Here is a 19,987-nt window from a genome sequence, read left to right on the forward strand (position 1 = left end):
TCGGTGCATGTCGTACTCGCCGGTGGGGGGACCGCCGGCCACATCGAGCCCGCGCTCGCCCTCGCGGACGCACTGCGGAGGCAGGACCCCACCGTGGGGATCACGGCACTCGGTACGGAGAAGGGGCTGGAGACCCGGCTCGTCCCGGAGCGCGGCTATGAGCTGGGCCTCATCCCGGCCGTACCGCTGCCGCGCAAGCCCACCCCCGAACTGATCACCGTCCCCGGGCGGCTGCGCGGCACGATCAAGGCCGCCGAGCAGATCCTGGAGCGCACCAAGGCGGACTGCGTGGTCGGCTTCGGTGGCTACGTGGCGCTGCCCGGCTATCTGGCCGCCAAGCGCCTCGGGGTGCCGATCATCGTCCACGAGGCCAACGCCCGCCCCGGCCTGGCCAACAAGATCGGTTCGCGGTACGCGAAATTCGTCGCCGTCAGCACCCCCGACAGCAAGCTGCGCGGCGCCCGCTACGTCGGCATCCCGCTGCGCCGCACCATCGCCACCCTCGACCGGGCCGCGGTCCGCCCCGAGGCGCGGGCCGCCTTCGGCCTCGACCCCAACCTGCCGACCCTGCTGGTGTCCGGTGGCTCCCAGGGTGCCCGCCGGCTGAACGAGGTCATCCAGGCCGCAGTGCCGGCCCTCCAGCGCGCCGGCATCCAGGTGCTCCACGCGGTCGGCCCGAAGAACGAATTGCCGCATGTGGACAACATGCCCGGGATGCCGCCCTATGTCCCGGTACCGTACGTGGACCGGATGGATCTCGCGTACGCCGCGGCGGACATGATGCTCTGCCGTGCGGGCGCGATGACCGTCGCCGAGTTGTCCGCCGTCGGGCTGCCGGCCGCGTTCGTCCCGCTGCCCATCGGCAACGGCGAGCAGCGGCTGAACGCCCAGCCGCTGGTCAACGCCGGCGGGGGCCTGCTGGTCGACGACGCCCAGCTGACCCCGGACTGGGTGCAGGGCAATGTGCTCCCGGTCCTGGCCGATCCGCACCGGCTGTACGAGATGTCCCGCGCGGCCTCCGAGTTCGGCCGCCGGGACGCCGACGAGCTGCTGGTCGGCATGGTGTACGAGGCGATCGAGCAGCACCGCAAGTAGCGCACGAGAGAAGGCAGGGAGCGTGGCCGGACCGACGACCGCCCGGCGCGGCGAGAAGAAGTCACCGTCCGGCCCGCCCTCCTCCGCGGAGGTGCGCGGGCGAAGACTCCGCTGGGTGCGCCTGCCCCGTCGCGCGCCGGGCCGCCGCGGTCTGATCATCATCCTGGTCCTCGCGGTGCTGCTCGGCGCGTTCGGCGTCTGGGCGCTCTACGCCTCCGACTGGCTGCGGTTGGAGCGCGTCCGGGCCACCGGGACCGACGTCCTGACCCCGCGTGAGGTCGTCGCGGCGGCGCACGCCCCGGTGAACTCCCCGCTGATCTCGGTGGACACCGACGCCCTCGAACGCCGGTTGCGGGCCCGGCTGCCACGCATCAAGAGCGTTGACGTGGAACGGTCCTGGCCGCACACCATCAGTCTCGAAGTGACGGAAAGAACCCCGGAACTGCTGATGCAAACGGGCGGAAAGTTTGCCGAAGTGGACGCCGAGGGCGTCCGGTTCGCCACCGTCAGCGCCGCCCCCAAGGGCGTTCCCCTTCTGGAAATGTCCGTTTCCGACTCCCCGAGTCTGCGCCGGTTCGGTCCCGACCGGTTGCGGCGCGCCGCGGTCGAGGTCGTTCAGGATCTGCCCCCAGTCGTACGCAAAGACGTACGCAAGGTCCGAGTACGGTCATATGACGCCATCAGCGTCGAACTGGCCGGCGGGCGCACGGTCGCCTGGGGTAGCCGCGAACAGGGCGCCGAAAAGGCGAAGGTGCTGGTCGCGCTGCTGAAAGCGGCCGGTACCGCCCGGCACTTCGACGTCTCGGTCCCCAGCGCCCCTGCGGTGTCCGGGAGTTGACGTACCAAGTCGCAGGCCAGCACCCTGGATGGCTACGACTATGGGTGATCACATAGGGTGAAAAGAAAAACGGGAGGTTCGGCGTGTTCGTTGAACGGGCGCGCCTTGTCGACTTAGTGTCTCGTTCCAAAGGGACTATGGAACCAAGGAACACAGGCACAGGTAACCCTAAACTTCAACGTTAGGGTTCGGGTCGGCGATACGGACCGTCCCATCGGCATCAGTCGGCGTCCACAGGCAAGTGCGGCGACGACACGTAACTCGAGGCGAGAGGCCTTCGACGTGGCAGCACCGCAGAACTACCTCGCAGTCATCAAGGTCGTCGGCATCGGCGGCGGTGGCGTGAACGCCATCAACCGGATGATCGAGGTCGGGCTCAAGGGCGTCGAGTTCATCGCGATCAATACCGATGCGCAGGCGCTGCTGATGAGCGACGCCGACGTCAAGCTCGACGTCGGCCGCGAAATGACCCGCGGCCTCGGCGCCGGCGCCAACCCGGACGTGGGGCGCAAGGCGGCCGAGGACCACCGCGAGGAGATCGAGGAGGTCCTCAAGGGGGCCGACATGGTCTTCGTGACCGCGGGCGAGGGCGGCGGCACCGGCACCGGCGGCGCACCCGTCGTCGCCAACATCGCCCGCTCGCTGGGCGCCCTGACGATCGGTGTGGTCACCCGGCCGTTCACCTTCGAGGGCCGCCGTCGCGCCAACCAGGCCGAGGACGGCATCGCCCAGCTGCGCGAAGAGGTCGACACCCTCATCGTGATCCCCAACGACCGGCTGCTGTCCATCTCGGACCGCCAGGTGAGCGTGCTCGACGCGTTCAAGTCCGCGGACCAGGTGCTGCTGTCGGGTGTCCAGGGCATCACCGACCTGATCACCACGCCCGGTCTGATCAACCTCGACTTCGCCGACGTCAAGTCCGTGATGTCGGAGGCCGGCTCGGCCCTCATGGGCATCGGCTCGGCGCGCGGCGACGACCGCGCGGTGGCCGCCGCGGAGATGGCGATCTCCTCGCCGCTCCTGGAGGCGTCCATCGACGGCGCCCGCGGCGTGCTGCTGTCCATCTCCGGCGGCTCCGACCTCGGTCTCTTCGAGATCAACGAGGCCGCCCAGCTGGTCAGCGAGGCCGCCCACCCGGAGGCCAACATCATCTTCGGCGCGGTCATCGACGACGCGCTGGGCGACGAGGTCCGGGTCACCGTCATCGCCGCGGGCTTCGACGGCGGCCAGCCGCCGGCCCGCCGTGACCAGCAGTCCACCCTGTCGTCCCCGAAGCGCGAGGAGCCGGCCCCGGCCGCCAGCCGTCCGGCCGCCCCGCCCGAGCCCCGTACCCCGGCCTCGTCGTTCGGCGGCCTGGGCTCCGTCCCCGTACGGGACGCCGGGTCCTTGGCGGACCGTGGTGAATCGGCCGCCGAGCCGTCGTCCTCGCTGGGCGAGGCGGCACCCACCCCGTCGAGCGGACCGCAGGTTCCCCCGGCCCGTCCGTCGTACTCCGACAGCGCGGCCGAGGAACTCGACGTTCCCGACTTCCTGAAGTGACGTAAAGCACCGAAGTGATAGGGAAACAGCACCACGAAAGCGGCGCGCACTTCGCCTTCACCGACAGGTGGGGCGGGGTGAGCGCCGCTCCGTATGAGCAGCTCAACCTGGGGGGCGCGGTCGGCGACGACCCGCAGGCCGTCCGCACCAACCGCGCCCGCGCGGCCGGCGCGCTCGGTCTCGACCCGACCGCGGTGGTCTGGATGAACCAGGTCCACGGCCGGGACGTGGCGGTGGTCGACGGACCCTGGCGCGACGCCGACGTCCCGTGCGTGGACGCGGTGGTGACGGCCCGCCGGGGTCTCGCGCTCGCCGTCCTGACCGCCGACTGCACCCCGGTACTCCTCGCCGACCCGGTCGCGGGCGTCGCCGGGGCGGCACACGCCGGCCGGCCGGGTCTGGTCGCCGGTGTCGTACCTGCGGTCGTCGAGGCGATGGCCGAGCTGGGCGCGGAGCCGGCCCGGATCCTCGCCCACACCGGCCCGGCGATCTGCGGACGCTGTTACGAGGTGCCCGACCGGATGCGGTCCGATGTCGCGGCGGTGGTGCCCGAAGCACACGCGACGACCAGCTGGGGCACCCCGGCGGTGGACGTCACCGCCGGCGTACGTGCCCAACTCGCCGCGGCGGGCGTGCCGGTGCGTGACGATGCCCACATCTCGCACGTCTGCACGCGGGAATCCGCGGATCACTTCTCCTATCGGCGCGACCGCACGACCGGGCGGCTCGCGAGTTACGTGTGGCTGGACGGCGAGCTGTGACGGACGACCGTAGAACGGAACTGGCGACCAACCTGGCGCGGGTGGAGGATCGTATCTCCGCCGCCTGCGCCAAGGCCGGACGGCCGCGGGACGAGGTGACGCTGATCGTCGTCACCAAGACCTACCCCGCGAGCGACGTCCGGCTGCTGGCGGAACTGGGGGTGCGGCAGGTCGCCGAGAATCGTGACCAGGAGGCGGCGCCCAAGGCCGCCGAATGCACTGATTTGCCGCTTACTTGGCACTTCGTCGGTCAGTTGCAGACCAACAAGGTGCGGTCCGTGGCGAGTTATGCCGGAATTGTGCAGTCGGTCGACCGGGCGCGACTGGTCACCGCGCTCTCCAAGGAAGCGGTCCGCGCGGGCCGGGAGCTGGGATGCCTGATCCAGGTGGCGCTTGACGTCGAGTCGGGTGCGGCTCGGGGGAGCACCGGTGACCGGGGCGGTGTGGCACCGGACGGCGTCCCGGCGCTGGCGGAGGCGATCGCCGGAGCCGAAGGGCTGCGGCTGGACGGCGTGATGACGGTCGCGCCGCTGGCCGGGCCGTATGCCGGCCGCCAACTGGCCGCGTTCGAACGGCTCATGGAAATCTCAACCGACCTGCGCGCCACCCATCCTGCTGCCAACATGGTGTCAGCAGGCATGAGCGCGGACCTTGAGGACGCCGTGGCGGCCGGAGCGACACATGTGCGCGTCGGTACCGCGGTACTCGGAGTCCGACCACGGCTCGGGTAACGTCGCCAAGCAAGTCGGACCACAGCACAAAATATGGTCATTTCCGCAGAAAGCGGGGAGGCCGCGTGGATCCAAGGCCCTGGTGACGGAGCCGATCCACCACAGAGCGGAGGACGCAGAGAATGGCCGGCGCGATGCGCAAGATGGCGGTCTACCTCGGCCTCGTGGAGGACGATGGGTACGACGGCCGGGGGTTCGACCCCGACGACGAGTTCGAGCCCGAGCTCGACCCGGAACCCGACCGGGGACGGCGGCAACAGCACCAAGTGCAGGCCGAAACACGCCCGGAACGGGACGAACCCGTCCGTGCCGTGACGCCCCCGGCGCAACGCGAACCCGCCCCGCTCGCCCCGGAAAACGGACGACCCGCGCGAATCGCCCCCGTGTCATCCATCACACCCGACCGTCCGAATCTGGAGAAGAACGCACCGGTGATCATGCCCAAGGTTGTGTCCGAGCGGGAGCCCTACCGCATCACCACGCTGCACCCCCGGACCTACAACGAAGCCCGTACCATCGGGGAACACTTCCGCGAGGGCACTCCGGTGATCATGAATCTGACGGAGATGGATGACACCGATGCGAAGCGACTTGTCGACTTTGCGGCCGGTTTGGTGTTTGGTCTTCACGGCAGCATCGAGCGGGTGACGCAGAAGGTGTTCCTGTTGTCGCCTGCTAACGTCGATGTCACGGCGGAGGACAAGGCCCGCATCGCAGAGGGCGGGTTCTTCAACCAGAGCTGAGACGCAACACCGGGCACACCGAGGCCGTAGGGCCGACACAGAAGCAAGGGGAGAGGGACGCGCGAGATGAGTGTCGCTGGTCAGGTGATCTATATCGCGCTGTACTGCTTCCTGATCGTGTTGATCTTCCGGCTGGTGATGGACTATGTCTTCCAGTTCGCCCGTTCATGGCAACCCGGCAAGGCGATGGTGGTCATTCTGGAGGCCGCCTACACTGTCACTGATCCGCCACTCAAGCTTCTGCGGCGGGTAATCCCGCCGCTGCGTCTCGGGGGCGTGGCGCTCGACCTGTCCTTCTTCGTATTGATGATCATCGTCTACATCCTGATCACCGTCGTGAGGTCGGTGTTGTTGGTGTGAACGATACGGTCTTGCCGATTGCCGACGACTACGTTGAGGTGAAGTAGAGATGCCGTTGACCCCCGAGGACGTGCGGAACAAGCAGTTCACGACCGTCCGCCTCCGAGAAGGCTATGACGAGGACGAGGTCGATGCCTTCCTCGATGAGGTCGAAGCCGAACTGACCCGGCTCCTGCGGGAGAACGAGGACCTGCGCGCCAAGCTGGCCGCCGCTACGCGCGCCGCCGCGCAGAACCAGCAGCAGCAGGGGCTGCGCAAGGGACCGGACCAGCAGCAGGAGCAGCAGCAGCGTCCGGGGGCTCCTGTGCCCGCCGCCATATCCGGTCCGCAGCCGGTCCCGCCGCAGCAGCAGGGGATGGGTGGCCCGCCCCAACTGCCCGGTGGTGCACCGCAGCTGCCTCCTGGTCCCGGTGGCCACGGCCCGCAGGGCCCGCACGGTCCCGGCCCGATGGGCCCCGGCGGTCCGATGGGTGGCCCGATGGGCGGCCCCGGTGGTCCGCAGCAGCTCCAGCAGGGCGGCCCGCAGGGCGGTCCCGGTGGTGACAGCGCCGCGCGCGTGCTGTCGCTGGCGCAGCAGACCGCCGACCAGGCGATCGCGGAGGCCCGTTCCGAGGCCAACAAGATCGTCGGCGAGGCGCGCAGCCGCGCCGAGGGCCTGGAGCGGGACGCCCGCGCCAAGGCCGACGCGCTGGAGCGGGACGCGCAGGAGAAGCACCGCGTGGCGATGGGCTCGCTGGAGTCGGCCCGCGCGACGCTGGAGCGCAAGGTCGAGGACCTGCGCGGCTTCGAGCGCGAGTACCGCACGCGACTGAAGTCCTACCTGGAGAGCCAGCTGCGTCAGCTGGAGAACCAGGCGGACGACTCGCTCGCCCCGCCGCGGACCCCGGCGGCCGCCTCGCTGCCGCCGTCCCCGTCGATGGCGTCGGCCGGTGCCGGCACGATGGGCGGCAACCACACCATGGGTGGCGGCCAGTCCATGGGCGGCAACCACTCGATGGGCAACGGCTCCAGCGGCGGTCCGTCCTACGGCGGTCAGCAGCAGATGTCGCCGGCGATGACCCAGCCGATGGCTCCGGTGCGGCCGCAGGGCCCGTCGCCGATGCAGCAGACCCCGTCGCCGATGAGGGGCTTCCTCATCGACGAGGACGACAACTGACGCCCGCCTGAGGCGTAACGTCGGCAATCAGGGCCGGGCCCCGAGGGACTTCCCTCGGGGCCCGGCCCTTTTGTGCGGTGGGCCGGACCTGTCGGGGCACGCCCCCGGCCGGTCGGTGGCGACCGGTCTCCGTATCGACAAACCGGTCCCAACTACCCACATCCGTACGGAAATGACGAATGCCCCGGTGTGGCGCACACCGGGGCATTCGAGGCGAGGTCGGGCCTCGCGGATTACGCCTTACGGAGGTGGAACGTCAGTGCCAGTGCCTCGTCGGTGAAGGCCGGGCCGTAACCGTCGTCCGGCTCGCCGGGGGCGAAGTCCGTGGCGAGGACCTCCTCGGCGATCAGGCCGGCGTGCTCGGCCAGGGCCGTACGGACCTCCTCGTCGGACGACGCCCAGCGCAGCGCGATCCGGTCCGCGACGTCCAGACCGCTGTTCTTCCGCGCCTCCTGGATCAGCCGGATCGCGTCCCGGGCCAGACCGGCCCGGCGCAGCTCGGGGGTGATCTCCAGGTCCAGGGCGACCGTGGCGCCCGCGTCGGAGGCCACCGACCAGCCCTCGCGGGGGGTTTCGGTGATGATGACCTCGTCCGGGGCGAGGGAGACGGTCTCGCCGTCGACCTCGACGCTCGCCGTGCCCTCCCGGAGCGCGAGCGAGAGCGCCGCGGCGTCGGCCCCGGCGATGGCCTTGGCCACCGCCTGGACGCCCTTGCCGAACCGCTTGCCCAGCGCGCGGAAGTTGGCCTTCGCGGTGGTGTCGACGAGCGAGCCGCCCACTTCCGAGAGGGACGCCAGCGAGCTCACGTTGAGCTCCTCGGCGATCTGGGCGCGCAGGTCCTCCGGCAGCCCGGCGAAGCCGTGGGCCGCGACCAGCGCGCGGGACAGCGGCTGGCGGGTCTTCACACCGGACTCGGCGCGGGTCGCCCGGCCCAGCTCGACCAGCCGGCGGACCAGCGCCATCTGGGCGGAGAGCGCCGGGTCGATCAGCGACTGCTCGGCGACCGGCCAGCTGGAGAGGTGGACGGAGTCCGGGGCGTCCGGGGTGACCGGGGCGACGAGGTCCTGCCAGACCCGCTCGGTGATGAACGGGGTGAGCGGCGCCATCAGGCGGGTGACCGTCTCGATGACCTCGTGGAGGGTGCGCAGCGCGGCCGCGTCGCCCTGCCAGAAGCGGCGGCGCGAGCGGCGGACGTACCAGTTGGACAGGTCGTCGACGAAGGTGGACAGCAGCTTGCCGGCGCGCTGGGTGTCGAAGGACTCCAGGGACTCGGTGACCTGCTCGACGAGGGTGTGGAGTTCACCGAGCAGCCAGCGGTCCAGCAGCGGCCGCTCGGCCGGGGCCGGGTCGGACGCGGACGGCGCCCACTGGGACGTCCGGGCGTACAGCGCCTGGAAGGCGACGGTGTTCCAGTACGTCAGCAGGGTCTTGCGGACGACTTCCTGGATGGTGTTGTGGCCCACCCGGCGGGCGGCCCACGGCGAACCGCCGGCCGCCATGAACCAGCGGACCGCGTCCGCGCCGTGCTGGTCCATGAGCGGGATCGGCTGGAGGATGTTGCCCAGGTGCTTGGACATCTTCCGGCCGTCCTCGGCGAGGATGTGGCCGAGGCAGACCACGTTCTCGTACGACGACTTGTCGAAGACCAGGGTGCCGACGGCCATCAGTGTGTAGAACCAGCCGCGGGTCTGGTCGATGGCCTCCGAGATGAACTGCGCCGGGTAGCGCTTCTCGAAGAGCTCCTTGTTGCGGTACGGGTAGCCCCACTGCGCGAACGGCATCGAGCCGGAGTCGTACCAGGCGTCGATGACCTCCGGGACGCGGACCGCGGTGTGGGCGCAGCCCTCCTCGGGGCAGCCGAAGGTGATCGCGTCGATGAACGGGCGGTGCGGGTCCAGGCCCGACTGGTCGGTGCCGGTCAGCTCGGTCAGCTCGGCGAGCGAGCCGACGCAGGTGAGGTGGTCGTCCTCGCAGCGCCAGATGGGCAGCGGGGTGCCCCAGTAGCGGTTGCGGGACAGCGCCCAGTCGATGTTGTTGCTCAGCCAGTCGCCGAACCGGCCGTGCTTGACCGACTCGGGGAACCAGCTGGTGTTCTCGTTCTCCCGGAGCAGGGCGTCCTTGATCGCGGTGGTGCGGATGTACCACGACGGCTGGGCGTAGTAGAGCAGCGCGGTGTGGCAGCGCCAGCAGTGCGGGTAGCTGTGCTCGTAGGCGATGTGCTTGAAGAGCAGGCCACGGGCGTCCAGGTCGGCCACCAGCGTGCCGTCGGCCTTCTTGAAGAACTGGCCGCCGATCAGCGGGAGTTCGCCCTCGAAGGTGCCGTCGGGGCGGACCGGGTTGACGACCGGGAGGCCGTACGCCTTGCAGGTCCTGAGGTCGTCCTCACCGAAGGCCGGGGCCTGGTGGACCAGACCCGTGCCGTCGTCGGTGGTGACGTACTCGGCGTTGACGACGAAGTTGGCGCCCTCCAGCTCGACCAGGGAGAACGGGCGCTCGTAGGACCAGCGCTCCATCTCGCGGCCGGTGAAGGACCGGCCGGTGGCCTCCCAGCCCTCGCCCAGCGCCTTCTCCAGCAGCTGCTCGGCGACGACCAGCTTCTCCGTGCCGTCGGTGGCGACGATGTAGGTGACGTCCGGGTGTGCGGCGGCGGCCGTGTTGGAGACCAGGGTCCAGGGGGTCGTCGTCCAGACCAGGAGGGACGCCTCGCCGGCCAGCGGGCCGGAGGTCAGCGGGAGGCGGACGTAGACCGAGGGGTCGACGACGGTTTCGTAGCCCTGCGCCAGCTCGTGGTCCGACAGGCCGGTGCCGCAGCGCGGGCACCACGGGGCGACGCGGTGGTCCTGGACCAGCAGGCCCTTGGTGAAGATCTGCTTCAGCGACCACCACACCGACTCGATGTAGTCGGGGTCCATGGTGCGGTACGGGTTGTCGAGGTCGGTCCAGTAGCCCATCCGCGTGGTGAGCTCGGCGAAGGCGTCGGTGTGCCGGGTCACCGATTCGCGGCACTTGGCGTTGAACTCGGCGATGCCGTACGCCTCGATGTCCTTCTTGCCGTTGAAGCCCAGCTCCTTCTCCACGGCCAGCTCGACCGGGAGGCCGTGGCAGTCCCAGCCGGCCTTGCGGTCGACGTGGTAGCCCTGCATCGTGCGGAACCGGGGGAAGACGTCCTTGAAGACGCGGGCCTCGATGTGGTGCGCGCCGGGCATGCCGTTGGCTGTCGGGGGGCCCTCGTAGAAGACCCACTCGGGCCGGCCCTCGGACTGCTGGAGGGTGCGGGCGAAGACCTTCTGCTCCTGCCAGAAATCGAGCACGGCATGCTCGAGGGCGGGCAGGTCTACCTGGGCGGGTACCTGGCGGTACAAGGGCTGCTCACTCATCGGGGGCTTCCTCCGGCGGACATCTGCTGCTTCTCCGTCCGGAGGGACGAGAGCGCTGGCTCCCGCGGTACCACCCTCCTTGGCGGTGCGTGCCGCACCGCCCCCTCATTGGGGTCGCGCTGCCGGTTCTACTCGCCCTGGGTGGCCCGAGGCCCGTGGGCCAAGCCCACTGTCCAGCGCTTTCTTCCGGCGGCTCCGGGGTGATCTTCACGCCGCGCACGCCCCCGGGCTTCCACCGTCCCCGGGTCGCTGCTGGCTGCGTACGGCGCTACTCGTCCCATCACTGCCTCTCGCTGGGCCCAGTGTACGGGGCGCCACCGACAGCGGCCGACCGGAATTCCGGCGGGGGCGCACGGGGGCGTGCGCGGGGTTCCGTACGGAGTGCCGGCGGCGGCGCGTGATGGGGGCGTGCGACCGGGGCGTGACCCGAATGGCCAGCGGCCGGGTGCCGGGCGGCCAAGCGGATTACGGGGCGGGCAGCGGGGCACAACCGAGGCAGACCGGACTTCCGGGCCGGGTGGCAGGACCCGATGGGGCGGTGCGTCCCGTTGCCGCATGCTCTGTGGCGATTTATCGTTCCCGTCACGATTCGCGAATAAAAGTCACATATGTGAAGGGGTCGCGGCCATGGTGGCGAAGAAGACCGCCGCGGAGAAGAGCACGACGCCTGCCGGCGAGGCCGTCGCGAAGCAGCCCGCACCGAAGAACAGCACTCCGAAGAAGGCCGCTCCGAAGAAGGCGGCCGCCCGGAAGACGACGGCCACGAAGACCACGGCCAGGACGACGGCGGCCGCGAAGACCGCGAAGCGGGCTCCGGCCACGAAGGCCGCGGTTCCCGCGAAGAAGACGGGAGCCAAGACGGTGGTGGCGAAGAAGACGGCGGCCGCGACGGCCGGGGAGCACGGCAACGACTCCGCGGTGCCGGTGGCCCGGACGGCCGCGGCGCCGGGCGAGCTCGCGGTCCGGCCCGGCGAGGACCCCTGGACGGCCGCCGAGGTCGCCGAGGCCCGGTCGGAACTGATGGAGGAGGTCGGGCGGCTGCGGCTGGAGATCACCTCCGCCGAGGACGCCATCGCCGGGCTGATGCGCGACTCCGGCGACGGCGCCGGTGACGACGAGGCAGACACCGGCAGCAAGAACATCACCCGCGAACACGAGCTCGCGCTCGCCTCCAACGCCCGCGAGATGCTCCACCAGACCGAGCGGGCCCTCGGCCGGCTGGACGCGGGCACCTACGGGCTGTGCGAGAACTGCGGCAACCCCATCGGCAAGGCGCGGATGCAGGCATTCCCCCGGGCGACGCTGTGCGTGGAGTGCAAGCAGAAGCAGGAGCGCCGCTGAGCCGGCGCTCTCGGACCGGTCGTCGCGGGCGGCCCCCGGACCGCCCGCGCCCGTACGTGTGTGCCGTACTCTCGTGGTTCAGCCAGGCACGGCCTGGCCGCGGACACGACGGGCTGAGGGACTCACACGTGGCAGAGGCGGAACGCATCACCGGCACGCCGGAACCCGAGCCGGGTACCGGAGCGGATCCCACGGCGGGGGCCGCAGCGGAAGCACCGGCGGAGGCGGAGCGGGGCGCCGGCCGCGGCAAGCGGCGGATCGCCGCGCTGCTGCTGGTCGCGTGCGTGGTCTACCTGCTCGACCTGGGAAGCAAGCTGCTGGTCGTGGCCAAGCTGGAGAACCACGAGCCGATCCAGGTGATCGGCACGCTGCTGCAGTTCAGCGTGATCCGCAACCGCGGCGCCGCCTTCAGCATCGGCGAGGCGCTGACCATCTTCCTGACGATCATCGCGGCGGCCGTGATCCTGGTCATCGCCCGGGTCGCCCGCAAGCTCTACAGCCTGCCCTGGGCCATCGCCCTCGGGCTGCTGCTCGGCGGCGCCTTCGGCAACCTCACCGACCGGATCTTCCGTTCGCCGGGCGTCTTCGAGGGCGCCGTGGTCGACTTCATCGCCCCCGCGCACTTCGCCGTCTTCAACCTCGCCGACTCCGCCATCGTCTGCGGCGGCATCCTGATCGTGATCCTCTCGTTCCGGGGGCTGGACCCCGACGGAACGCTCCACAAGGACTGACCTCACCAGGGGTCGGTGCCCGGGCCCCCGGCCGCCGGGCAGGACACCATGGGGCAACTGCCATACTCGTGGGGTGAGCACCATTCCCGAGATCCGCACCCTGCCCGTACCGGACGGCCTGGAGGGCGAGCGCGTCGACGCCGCGCTGGCCCGGATGTTCGGCTTCTCCCGTACGAAGGCGGCCGAGCTGGCCGCCGCCGGAAAGGTCCGGGTCGACGGGTCCGAGGTGATGAAGTCCGAGCGGGTGCGTGGCGGTGCCTGGCTGGAAGTCGAGATGCCGCAGGCCGCGGCGCCCGTGGAGATCGTCGCCGAGCCCGTCGAGGGCATGGAGATCGTGCACGACGACGACGACATCGTCGTGATCGTCAAGCCGGTCGGCGTGGCCGCGCACCCCAGCCCCGGCTGGACCGGCACCACCGTCATCGGCGGACTGGCCGCGGCCGGCTACCGCATCTCCACCTCCGGCGCCGCCGAGCGCCAGGGCATCGTGCACCGCCTCGACGTCGGCACCTCCGGCCTGATGGTGGTGGCCAAGTCCGAGCGGGCGTACACCTCCCTCAAGCGGCAGTTCAAGGAGCGCGTCCCCGACAAGCGCTACCACGCCCTGGTCCAGGGCCACCCGGACCCGATGAGCGGCACCATCGACGCCCCCATCGGCCGGCATCCGCAGCACGACTACAAGTGGGCGGTCACCGCCGAGGGCAAGCCGTCGGTCACGCACTACGACCTGATCGAGGCGTTCCGCGCGGCCAGCCTGCTCGACATCAAGCTGGAGACCGGCCGCACCCACCAGATCCGGGTGCACATGGCCGCCCACCGCCACCCCTGCGTCGGCGACCTCACCTACGGCGCGGACCCCACCCTCGCCAAGCGGCTGGGCGTCGGCCGGCAGTGGCTGCACGCGGTCCGCCTCGGCTTCGAGCACCCCTCCGACGGCAGCTGGGTCGAGTTCGCCTCCGCCTACCCGGACGATCTCCAGCACGCCCTGGACACCGTGCGGGACGAGAGCAGCTGACGGAGCCGCGGGCCGGCGCGCGGCCGGCGGAACGCGGCGCCGCGCGGGCCGGCACGGCGGTCAACCACGGCGGGCATGGCACCCTTGGGCGGAAAGTGATCGAATCCGACCGCTTCGGAGCGTAGCCACCGTGGACCAGCTGGCTCTGCTGTTCGTCCTTCTGCTCGGAGCCGTGGTGATGGTTCCGGTCGGCGACCGGCTGGGGCTGCCGTCACCGGTGCTGATGACCCTCGCCGGGGCCGTCCTGGCGCTGCTGCCGTTCGTCCCCAACGTCGAGGTACCGCCCGAGTTCATCCTGCCCGTGGTGCTGCCGCCGCTGCTCTACGCGGCCGTGCAGCGCACGTCCTGGCGGCAGTTCACCGCCAACCTCCGGCCGATCTTCCTGCTCGCCGTCGCGTTGGTCTTCGCCACCACGGCCGCGGTGGCCGCGGTCGCCCAGGCGGTGGTGCCCGGGATGCCGGTGGCCGCCGCGGTGGTGCTCGGCGCGCTGGTCGCCCCGCCCGACCCGGTGGCCGCGACCGCGGTCGCCGGCAAACTCGGGCTGCCCCGCCGGATGGTCTCCATCCTGGAGGGCGAGGGGCTCTTCAACGACGTCACCGCGATCGTGCTCTACCACGTCGCGCTCGCCGCGGCGGTCAGCGGCACCTTCTCGGTGCCCGGCGCGCTCGGCTCCCTCGTCCTGTCCGCCGTCGTGGCCATAGCGGTCGGTCTGGCGATCGGCTGGGTGACCAACAAGCTGATGGGCCTGCTCGGCGACCCCACGCTGCAGATCGGGCTGACGCTGCTGGTGCCGTTCGTGGCGTACGTGCTCGCCGAGGAGTTCCGCGGCTCCGGGGTGCTGGCGGTGCTGACCTGCGCGCTCTTCCTCGCCGAGTACGCGGTCGACCCCGACGACGTGATGGGCCGGCTCGCCGGATACACCTTCTGGGAGGTCGTCGACACCCTCGTCACCGGTGTGGCCTTCGGGCTGATCGGCCTGGAGCTGCACAACATCTTCGGGGCCGCCGCGCACCGCTGGGGCCAGCTGATCGGCGCCGGCGCCGTGGTCGTGGCGGTCGTCGTCGGCGTCCGCCTGCTGTGGCTGCTGCCCGCCGCCTGGCTGGCCAAGCGGATGCACAAGCGCCGCGACTACGACGAGGACATCCCGATGAGCTGGCGCGAGACGCTCATCATGTGGTGGTCGGGGATGCGCGGCGTGGCCTCGGTGGCGCTGGCGCTGGCCATCCCGTTCGGCGTGGACGGCGGGCCGTTCCCGGCCCGGAACGACATCCTCTTCATCGCGTTCGCGGTGGTCCTCGCCACCCTCCTCGTCCAGGGCCTGACGCTGCCCTGGCTCGTGCGCAGGCTGCGGGTGCGGGCCGACACCGACGCCGTGGACGCCCTGGAGCGGGAGCTGGCGGTCCGGGTGATCAAGGCGTCCAAGCGGCGGCTGAAGGAGATCATGGAGGTCGAGGAGCTGCCCGACGAGGTCAGCGACCAGCTCTCCCGCCGGGCCTTCGACATCGGCGCCCGGATCGCGCCGGACATCGTCGACGACGAGCGGCGCGAGCTCTTCGAGAAGCGGATCAGCCGGCTGAAGAAGGTGCAGCGCATCCAGGGCGAGATGCTCTCGGCGGCCCGCCACGAGGTGCTGGCCGCGCGCAGCGAGCCGGGCGCCGACCCGGAGATCGTCGACCGGGTGCTGCGCCATCTGGACATGCGCAGTCTGCGCGGCGCCCCCTGAGACGTCCGCGGGCCCACGGGGGCTCCGGGGTCAGTCGCGCGTGCGGCCCGCGTCCTGCGGCCCGTCCAGCTCCGCCGGTGCCGTGCTGATCCGCGGCAGCGCGTAGGCGTGCTCGGTCCGCAGCCATTCGAGCATCCGCTCGCGGACCTCGCAGCGCACGGACCAGATCGCGTCCGCGTCCCGGGCGGTGACCAGCGCCCGCACCAGGATCGTGGTCGGCGTGGTGTCGGTGACCACCAGGCTCCAGGCCCGGCCGTCCCAGTCCGCGCACTCCTGGAGGACCTCCAGCAGGTGCTGCCGCATCTTCTCCACCGGCGCGCTGTGGTCGAGGTGGAAGAAGACCGTGCCGGTCATCTGGGCGCCGCCGCGCGACCAGTTCTCGAACGGCTTGCCGGTGAAGTACGACACCGGCATGGTGATCCGCCGCTCGTCCCAGGTCCGCACGGTCAGGAAGGTCAGGGTGATCTCCTCGACGGTGCCCCATTCGCCGTCCACCACGACCGTGTCGCCGATCCGCACCATGTCGCCGAAGGCGATCTGCAGCCCCGCGAAGAGGTTGCCGAGGGTGGACTGGGCGGCGATACCGGCGACGATGCCCAGCAGCCCGGCCGAGGCCAGCATGGACGTGCCGACCGTCCGCATCTCCGGGAACGTCAGCAGCATCGAGGCGGCCGCGACGACGGTCACCACCGCCGTCACCACCCGCTGGATCAGCGTCACCTGGGTGCGCACCCGCCGCACCCGCGCCACGTCCCGGGCGCTCGCCGCGTAGCGGGAGTACGACGACTCCACTATCGCCGCCGCGGCACGGATGGCCAGCCAGGCGGTGGCCGCGATCAGCACCAGGCTGAGCGTCTGGCCGATCCCCGCCTCGTGATTCTCGACGGCCTTCAGCCCGGTCTCGTCGTACGCGCCGCGCAGCATGGCCGCGCACAGCGCCACCTGCAGCGGTATCCGGCAGCGCCGCAGCAGCCCCCACAGGGGGGTCTCGGGGTGCGCGGCGTCCACCCGGCGCAGCGCCCGGTCGGCGAGCCAGACCAGGACGAGCGTGATGACGACGGAGCCGCCCAGGACGGCGATGGGGCGCAGCACGTCCTCCACGGACACGGATTCCTCCTCGGCTGGGATGCGCTGTCTGTGCGGGTACCCGGTCCTGCCGACCGTAACTGGCAGGATGGAAGGAGAGCGATCCGATCAAGGGAAGTGATGCAGTGCCGGCCTCCAGCGAGCCCGCGACCAGCGGGGTTTTGACGATTGTGCTGTTCCACTCGGTGTGCGGGCTGCGCCCCGCGGTCCACTCGGCCGCGGCCCGGCTGCGCGCCGCGGGACACGAGGTGATCGTCCCCGACCTGTTCGACGGGCGGACCGCCGACTCCGTGCCGGACGGCATCCTGATCAAGGACGAGATCGGCAAGGAGGAGCTGCTCAAGCGCGCCATCACGGCCGTCGCCCCGTACTCCGAGCGCGGGCTGGTCTACGCCGGCTTCTCCTTCGGCGGCGCGGTCGCCCAGAACCTCGCGCTGGGCGACGAGAAGGCCCGCGGGCTGCTGCTGATGCACGGCACCTCGGACATCGCCGAGGGCGCGGTCGTCGACGAGCTGCCGGTGCAGCTGCACGTCGCCGACCCCGATCCGTTCGAGCCGCACGACTGGCTGACCGCCTGGTACCTGCAGATGCGCCGGGCCGGCGCGGACGTGGAGGTCTTCCGCTACGCCGGCGCCGGCCACCTCTTCACCGACCCCGACCTGCCGGACTACGACGCGGAGGCGGCGGAGAGCGCCTGGAAGGTGGCGCTGGGGTTCCTGGCGGAAATCTGAGGACTTCGGGCCAGGGGAGTCACCCCTTGGCCCGCCGCCCCGGTCCTAGCCCGCCGGCCGGTCCGCCCGCTCGATCTGCTGGGTGCCGCTCCGGGTGCGGTAGGAGCGCAGCAGGCTGCTGGTCGCGTTCGGGTCGGTCTTGTCGGAGATGCCGTAGTAGTCCATCTGCGTGCGCTCGGCCTGGACGTCCAGGACCCCGTAGCCGTGCGAGTCCATGTCCAGCCACTTCACGTGCCGGTTGGCGGCCCGGATGGCGGCGACCCCGGCCAGCGAGACGGTGTGCGGGGCGACGTGCAGGAAGTCGTCGACGTTGTCGGAGGTGACGGAGGTGACCACGAACTCCGTCGCCACCGGCGGGGTGGCGGGGTAGGTCGCCGCCTTCAGCGGGACGTCGTTGGCCCAGGCCATGTGGATGTCGCCGGTCAGGAAGACGGTGTTGTCGATCCCGCGGTCGCTGAGGTGGCTGAGCAGTTCGCGCCGGTCGTCGGTGTAGCCGTCCCACTGGTCGGTGTTGATCGCCAGGCCCTCCTTGGGTATCCCGAGGATCTCGGCGAGCGGGCCGAGCAGACGCGCCGGTATGGAGCCGAAGGCGACCTGGGAGATCATCACCGAGGTGCCGACCAGCCGCCAGGCGGTGTCGGAGCGTTCGAGACCGGCCTTGAGCCAGTCCAGCTGGGCCCGCCCGGTGATCGTCCGGCCCGGGTCGTCGACCGCGCCGCTGCCCGGTGCCGCCTGCTGGTCGCGGAACGACCGCAGGTCCAGCAGGTGAAGATCGGCGAGGTTGCCGAAGCGCAGCCGGCGGTAGGTGGTCCCGGCGACGGACGGCCGCACCGGCATCCACTCGAAGTACGCCTGCTTCGCCGCGGCCATCCGGGCGGACCAGGAACCCTCGGTGTCCGGCTGGTGGTTGACCGCACCGCCCTTCCAGGCGTTGTCGGCGAACTCGTGGTCGTCCCAGATGGCGATGACCGGGTGGGTGGCGTGCATCGCCAGCGCGTCCGGGTCGGTCTTGTGGACGCCGTGCCGGATCCGGTAGTCGGCGAGGGTGAGCAGTTCGTGGGCGGGGGAGTGCGGACGCACGACGTACTTGAAGTCCGGGTACTCGCCGGACTTGTACTCGTAGAGGTAGTCGCCGAGGTGCAGCACCGCGTCCAGCTCGGTGCGGGCCGCCAGGTGGCGGTAGGGCGAGAAGTACCCGGATTCCCAGTTGGCGCAGGAGACCACGCCGAAGCGGACGTTGCCCGGCGCGGCGTCGTGCGCGGGGGCGGTGCGGGTGCGGCCGACGGGGGAGTGCTGCCCGCCCGCGGTGAAGCGGTAGTAGTAGGTGGTGGCCGGCCGCAGGCCGCGGACGTCCGCCTTGACGGTGTGGTCGTGGGCCGCCGAGGTGGTCACCTTCCCCCGGGCGACGGTGGTGCCGAAGCCCTTGTCGGCGGACACCTCCCAGGCCACCTCCGTGGCCGGGCCGCGGCCGGAGCCCGGCGTGGCCGACGGGTCCGGGGTGACCCGGGTCCACAGCAGTACGCCGTCCGGCAGCGGGTCCCCCGAAGCGACCCCGTGCTGGAAGAACGAGCCCTGGCCCGGGCCCTGTTGGGCGTGGGCGGCGGTGGCACCGGCGAGCGGCAGGAGGGCGGCGGTGGCGGCGACGGCCGTGACGGCGGTGCGGCGCGAGATCTGGTCGTGATCGGTCACGGCCGCTCACCCTACTGGCCGGTAGACGGTCAACGGGAGGGCGGTGCAGGGGAATTACCCGGAATTCGCCCTCCCGTTGCCGGACGTCCGCTCAGTGGGAGCCGGTGGGGTCCTTTTCGCCCTCGCGAATACCCTTTCCACCGCTCTTGCCGGAATCCCCGCCGGAGTTCTTGCCGGCGTCCGCCCCGGCGCCCGCGCCCTTCGCCGGGCCGAACTCCTTGTCGATCATCTTCTCGAAGGCGGCCTTCGCCAGCCGGTTGTACTGCGCCTGCGTCATCCGCGGATCCTGCGGGATCTGGGGCATCACCAGCTTCTTGTCGCCGTGCATGAACGTCGGCGTGCCCTTGACGCCCTTGCGGCCGAACAGCGCGGTCATGTCCATCGCCCAGCGGTCGTAGGTGCCCTTCTTGACCGCCGTCTCGAACGCCTTGTTGTTCTTCAGCTCCGGCACGTCGGCCGCGACCTTGAGCAGCTCGGAGTCCTTGGCGTAGAGGTCCTCGCGCTCGTCCGGGTGGTACTTCCCCGAGTACAGCGCGGACTTGTACTTCAAGAACGCCTCGGGGCTGACGTTGAGCGCCGCGCCCAGGGCACTCAGCGCGTTCTTGGACCCCTCGCCGCCCTGCATCCCGTCGATGAACGTGTACATCGTGAAGCGGACCTTGTAGCGGCCGTCGTGGAGGTCCTTCAGGAGCGCCGAGCCGCTGCTCTGCTCGAAGGCCGCGCACGCCGGACAGCGGACGTCCTCGAAGACCTCCATGGTCTCCTTGGCCTTCGGGTCGCCGATCAGGATCTCGGTGTGGTCCTTGCCCTGGGTGTGCGCCGGGGCGACCTGCCGGGCCTCCTTGGCGGCCTCCCAGCCGGTCGGCTCGTTGGCCTTGACGACGGCGAAGCCGATCCCGCCGGCCACGGCGAGCACGCCGACCACGGCGCCGGCCACGACGAGCTGCCGGCGCAGCCGCTCCTTCTTCTTCTGCCGCTCGCGCTCGGCGCGGATGCGCTCGCGGGCCGCCTGCTTGTTGCCCTGGCTGTTGCGGTTGCTCATGTGGGGGTCCCCTCGAAGGTGGTGTGGTG

18 protein-coding genes are annotated in these 19,987 nt (G+C 71.0%); 13 read left to right on the forward strand and 5 right to left on the reverse strand.

Annotated elements, in window-relative coordinates; all coding sequences use genetic code 11:
• Positions 1 to 3 precede the first annotated feature (3 nt).
• The 8 genes from murG (at position 4) to IG62_RS0125365 (ending at position 7,223) form a co-directional block, all read left to right on the forward strand.
• Entirely contained in the window at positions 4 to 1,095 is a 1,092-nt protein-coding gene (murG, locus tag IG62_RS0125330; protein WP_030415220.1) for an undecaprenyldiphospho-muramoylpentapeptide beta-N-acetylglucosaminyltransferase, read from the forward strand.
• Positions 1,096 to 1,117: 22 nt separating this feature from the next.
• Positions 1,118 to 1,933, forward strand: coding sequence for a cell division protein FtsQ/DivIB (locus IG62_RS0125335; protein ID WP_030807668.1), 816 nt, complete (start codon positions 1,118 to 1,120; stop codon positions 1,931 to 1,933).
• A gap of 282 nt (positions 1,934 to 2,215) precedes the next feature.
• A complete protein-coding gene (ftsZ, locus tag IG62_RS0125340; protein WP_030807671.1) occupies positions 2,216 to 3,472 on the forward strand; it encodes a cell division protein FtsZ in 1,257 nt (418 codons plus the stop codon).
• 14 nt (positions 3,473 to 3,486) lie between these two features.
• Positions 3,487 to 4,233 (forward strand): peptidoglycan editing factor PgeF, encoded by a 747-nt coding sequence (gene pgeF / locus IG62_RS0125345; RefSeq protein WP_078872226.1) that lies wholly within the window; start codon positions 3,487 to 3,489, stop codon positions 4,231 to 4,233.
• Positions 4,230 to 4,964 carry a YggS family pyridoxal phosphate-dependent enzyme gene (locus IG62_RS0125350; RefSeq protein WP_030807678.1) on the forward strand — a complete coding sequence of 245 codons (735 nt, stop codon included), beginning with the start codon at positions 4,230 to 4,232 and terminating at the stop codon, positions 4,962 to 4,964. Before pgeF ends, IG62_RS0125350 begins: the two co-directional genes overlap by 4 nt.
• Positions 4,965 to 5,086: 122 nt before the next feature.
• Complete coding sequence (gene sepF, locus IG62_RS0125355; RefSeq protein WP_030415215.1) at positions 5,087 to 5,707, forward strand: cell division protein SepF; 621 nt, start codon at positions 5,087 to 5,089, stop codon at positions 5,705 to 5,707.
• A gap of 66 nt (positions 5,708 to 5,773) precedes the next feature.
• On the forward strand, positions 5,774 to 6,067 hold the full coding sequence (locus IG62_RS0125360; RefSeq protein ID WP_030415214.1) for a YggT family protein: 294 nt from the start codon (positions 5,774 to 5,776) through the stop codon (positions 6,065 to 6,067).
• Between the two features lie 49 nt (positions 6,068 to 6,116).
• Positions 6,117 to 7,223 carry a DivIVA domain-containing protein gene (locus IG62_RS0125365; RefSeq protein WP_030807681.1) on the forward strand — a complete coding sequence of 369 codons (1,107 nt, stop codon included), beginning with the start codon at positions 6,117 to 6,119 and terminating at the stop codon, positions 7,221 to 7,223.
• Between the two features lie 233 nt (positions 7,224 to 7,456).
• Here IG62_RS0125365 and ileS read toward each other — a convergent pair whose 3' ends face one another.
• Positions 7,457 to 10,600 (reverse strand): isoleucine--tRNA ligase, encoded by a 3,144-nt coding sequence (ileS, locus tag IG62_RS0125370; RefSeq protein WP_030807685.1) that lies wholly within the window; start codon positions 10,598 to 10,600, stop codon positions 7,457 to 7,459.
• Between the two features lie 602 nt (positions 10,601 to 11,202).
• Positions 11,203 to 11,457 (reverse strand): hypothetical protein, encoded by a 255-nt coding sequence (locus IG62_RS50235; protein ID WP_420711103.1) that lies wholly within the window; start codon positions 11,455 to 11,457, stop codon positions 11,203 to 11,205.
• A 7-nt stretch (positions 11,458 to 11,464) separates the two neighbouring features.
• Between IG62_RS50235 and IG62_RS42245 the strand changes: the two genes are divergently transcribed.
• The 4 genes from IG62_RS42245 (at position 11,465) to IG62_RS0125395 (ending at position 15,410) form a co-directional block, all read left to right on the forward strand.
• Positions 11,465 to 11,941, forward strand: a complete 477-nt coding sequence (locus tag IG62_RS42245) for a TraR/DksA family transcriptional regulator (protein WP_420711104.1) — start codon at positions 11,465 to 11,467, stop codon at positions 11,939 to 11,941.
• Positions 11,942 to 12,069: 128 nt separating this feature from the next.
• On the forward strand, positions 12,070 to 12,672 hold the full coding sequence (lspA, locus tag IG62_RS0125385; RefSeq protein ID WP_030807689.1) for a signal peptidase II: 603 nt from the start codon (positions 12,070 to 12,072) through the stop codon (positions 12,670 to 12,672).
• A 73-nt stretch (positions 12,673 to 12,745) separates the two neighbouring features.
• A complete protein-coding gene (locus IG62_RS0125390; RefSeq protein WP_030807691.1) occupies positions 12,746 to 13,687 on the forward strand; it encodes an RluA family pseudouridine synthase in 942 nt (313 codons plus the stop codon).
• Between the two features lie 130 nt (positions 13,688 to 13,817).
• Positions 13,818 to 15,410, forward strand: coding sequence for a Na+/H+ antiporter (locus tag IG62_RS0125395; RefSeq protein ID WP_030807693.1), 1,593 nt, complete (start codon positions 13,818 to 13,820; stop codon positions 15,408 to 15,410).
• A gap of 30 nt (positions 15,411 to 15,440) precedes the next feature.
• Here IG62_RS0125395 and IG62_RS0125400 read toward each other — a convergent pair whose 3' ends face one another.
• Positions 15,441 to 16,511: a mechanosensitive ion channel domain-containing protein gene (locus IG62_RS0125400; RefSeq protein WP_051798562.1), complete on the reverse strand. Its 1,071-nt coding sequence runs from the start codon at positions 16,509 to 16,511 to the stop codon at positions 15,441 to 15,443.
• 110 nt (positions 16,512 to 16,621) lie between these two features.
• Between IG62_RS0125400 and IG62_RS0125405 the strand changes: the two genes are divergently transcribed.
• Complete coding sequence (locus IG62_RS0125405) at positions 16,622 to 17,227, forward strand: dienelactone hydrolase family protein (protein WP_030807698.1); 606 nt, start codon at positions 16,622 to 16,624, stop codon at positions 17,225 to 17,227.
• A gap of 45 nt (positions 17,228 to 17,272) precedes the next feature.
• Here the strand turns inward: IG62_RS0125405 and IG62_RS0125410 are convergent, their stop codons facing one another.
• Both IG62_RS0125410 and IG62_RS0125415 read right to left on the reverse strand, forming a co-directional pair.
• Positions 17,273 to 18,916: an alkaline phosphatase D family protein gene (locus IG62_RS0125410; RefSeq protein WP_030807701.1), complete on the reverse strand. Its 1,644-nt coding sequence runs from the start codon at positions 18,914 to 18,916 to the stop codon at positions 17,273 to 17,275.
• A 91-nt stretch (positions 18,917 to 19,007) separates the two neighbouring features.
• On the reverse strand, positions 19,008 to 19,958 hold the full coding sequence (locus IG62_RS0125415; RefSeq protein ID WP_030807704.1) for a thioredoxin domain-containing protein: 951 nt from the start codon (positions 19,956 to 19,958) through the stop codon (positions 19,008 to 19,010).
• Positions 19,959 to 19,987: the final 29 nt, after the last annotated feature.

It is taken from the genome of Streptomyces sp. NRRL S-337 (assembly GCF_000720175.1).
GTDB classification, from domain to species: domain Bacteria; phylum Actinomycetota; class Actinomycetes; order Streptomycetales; family Streptomycetaceae; genus Streptomyces; species Streptomyces siderophoricus.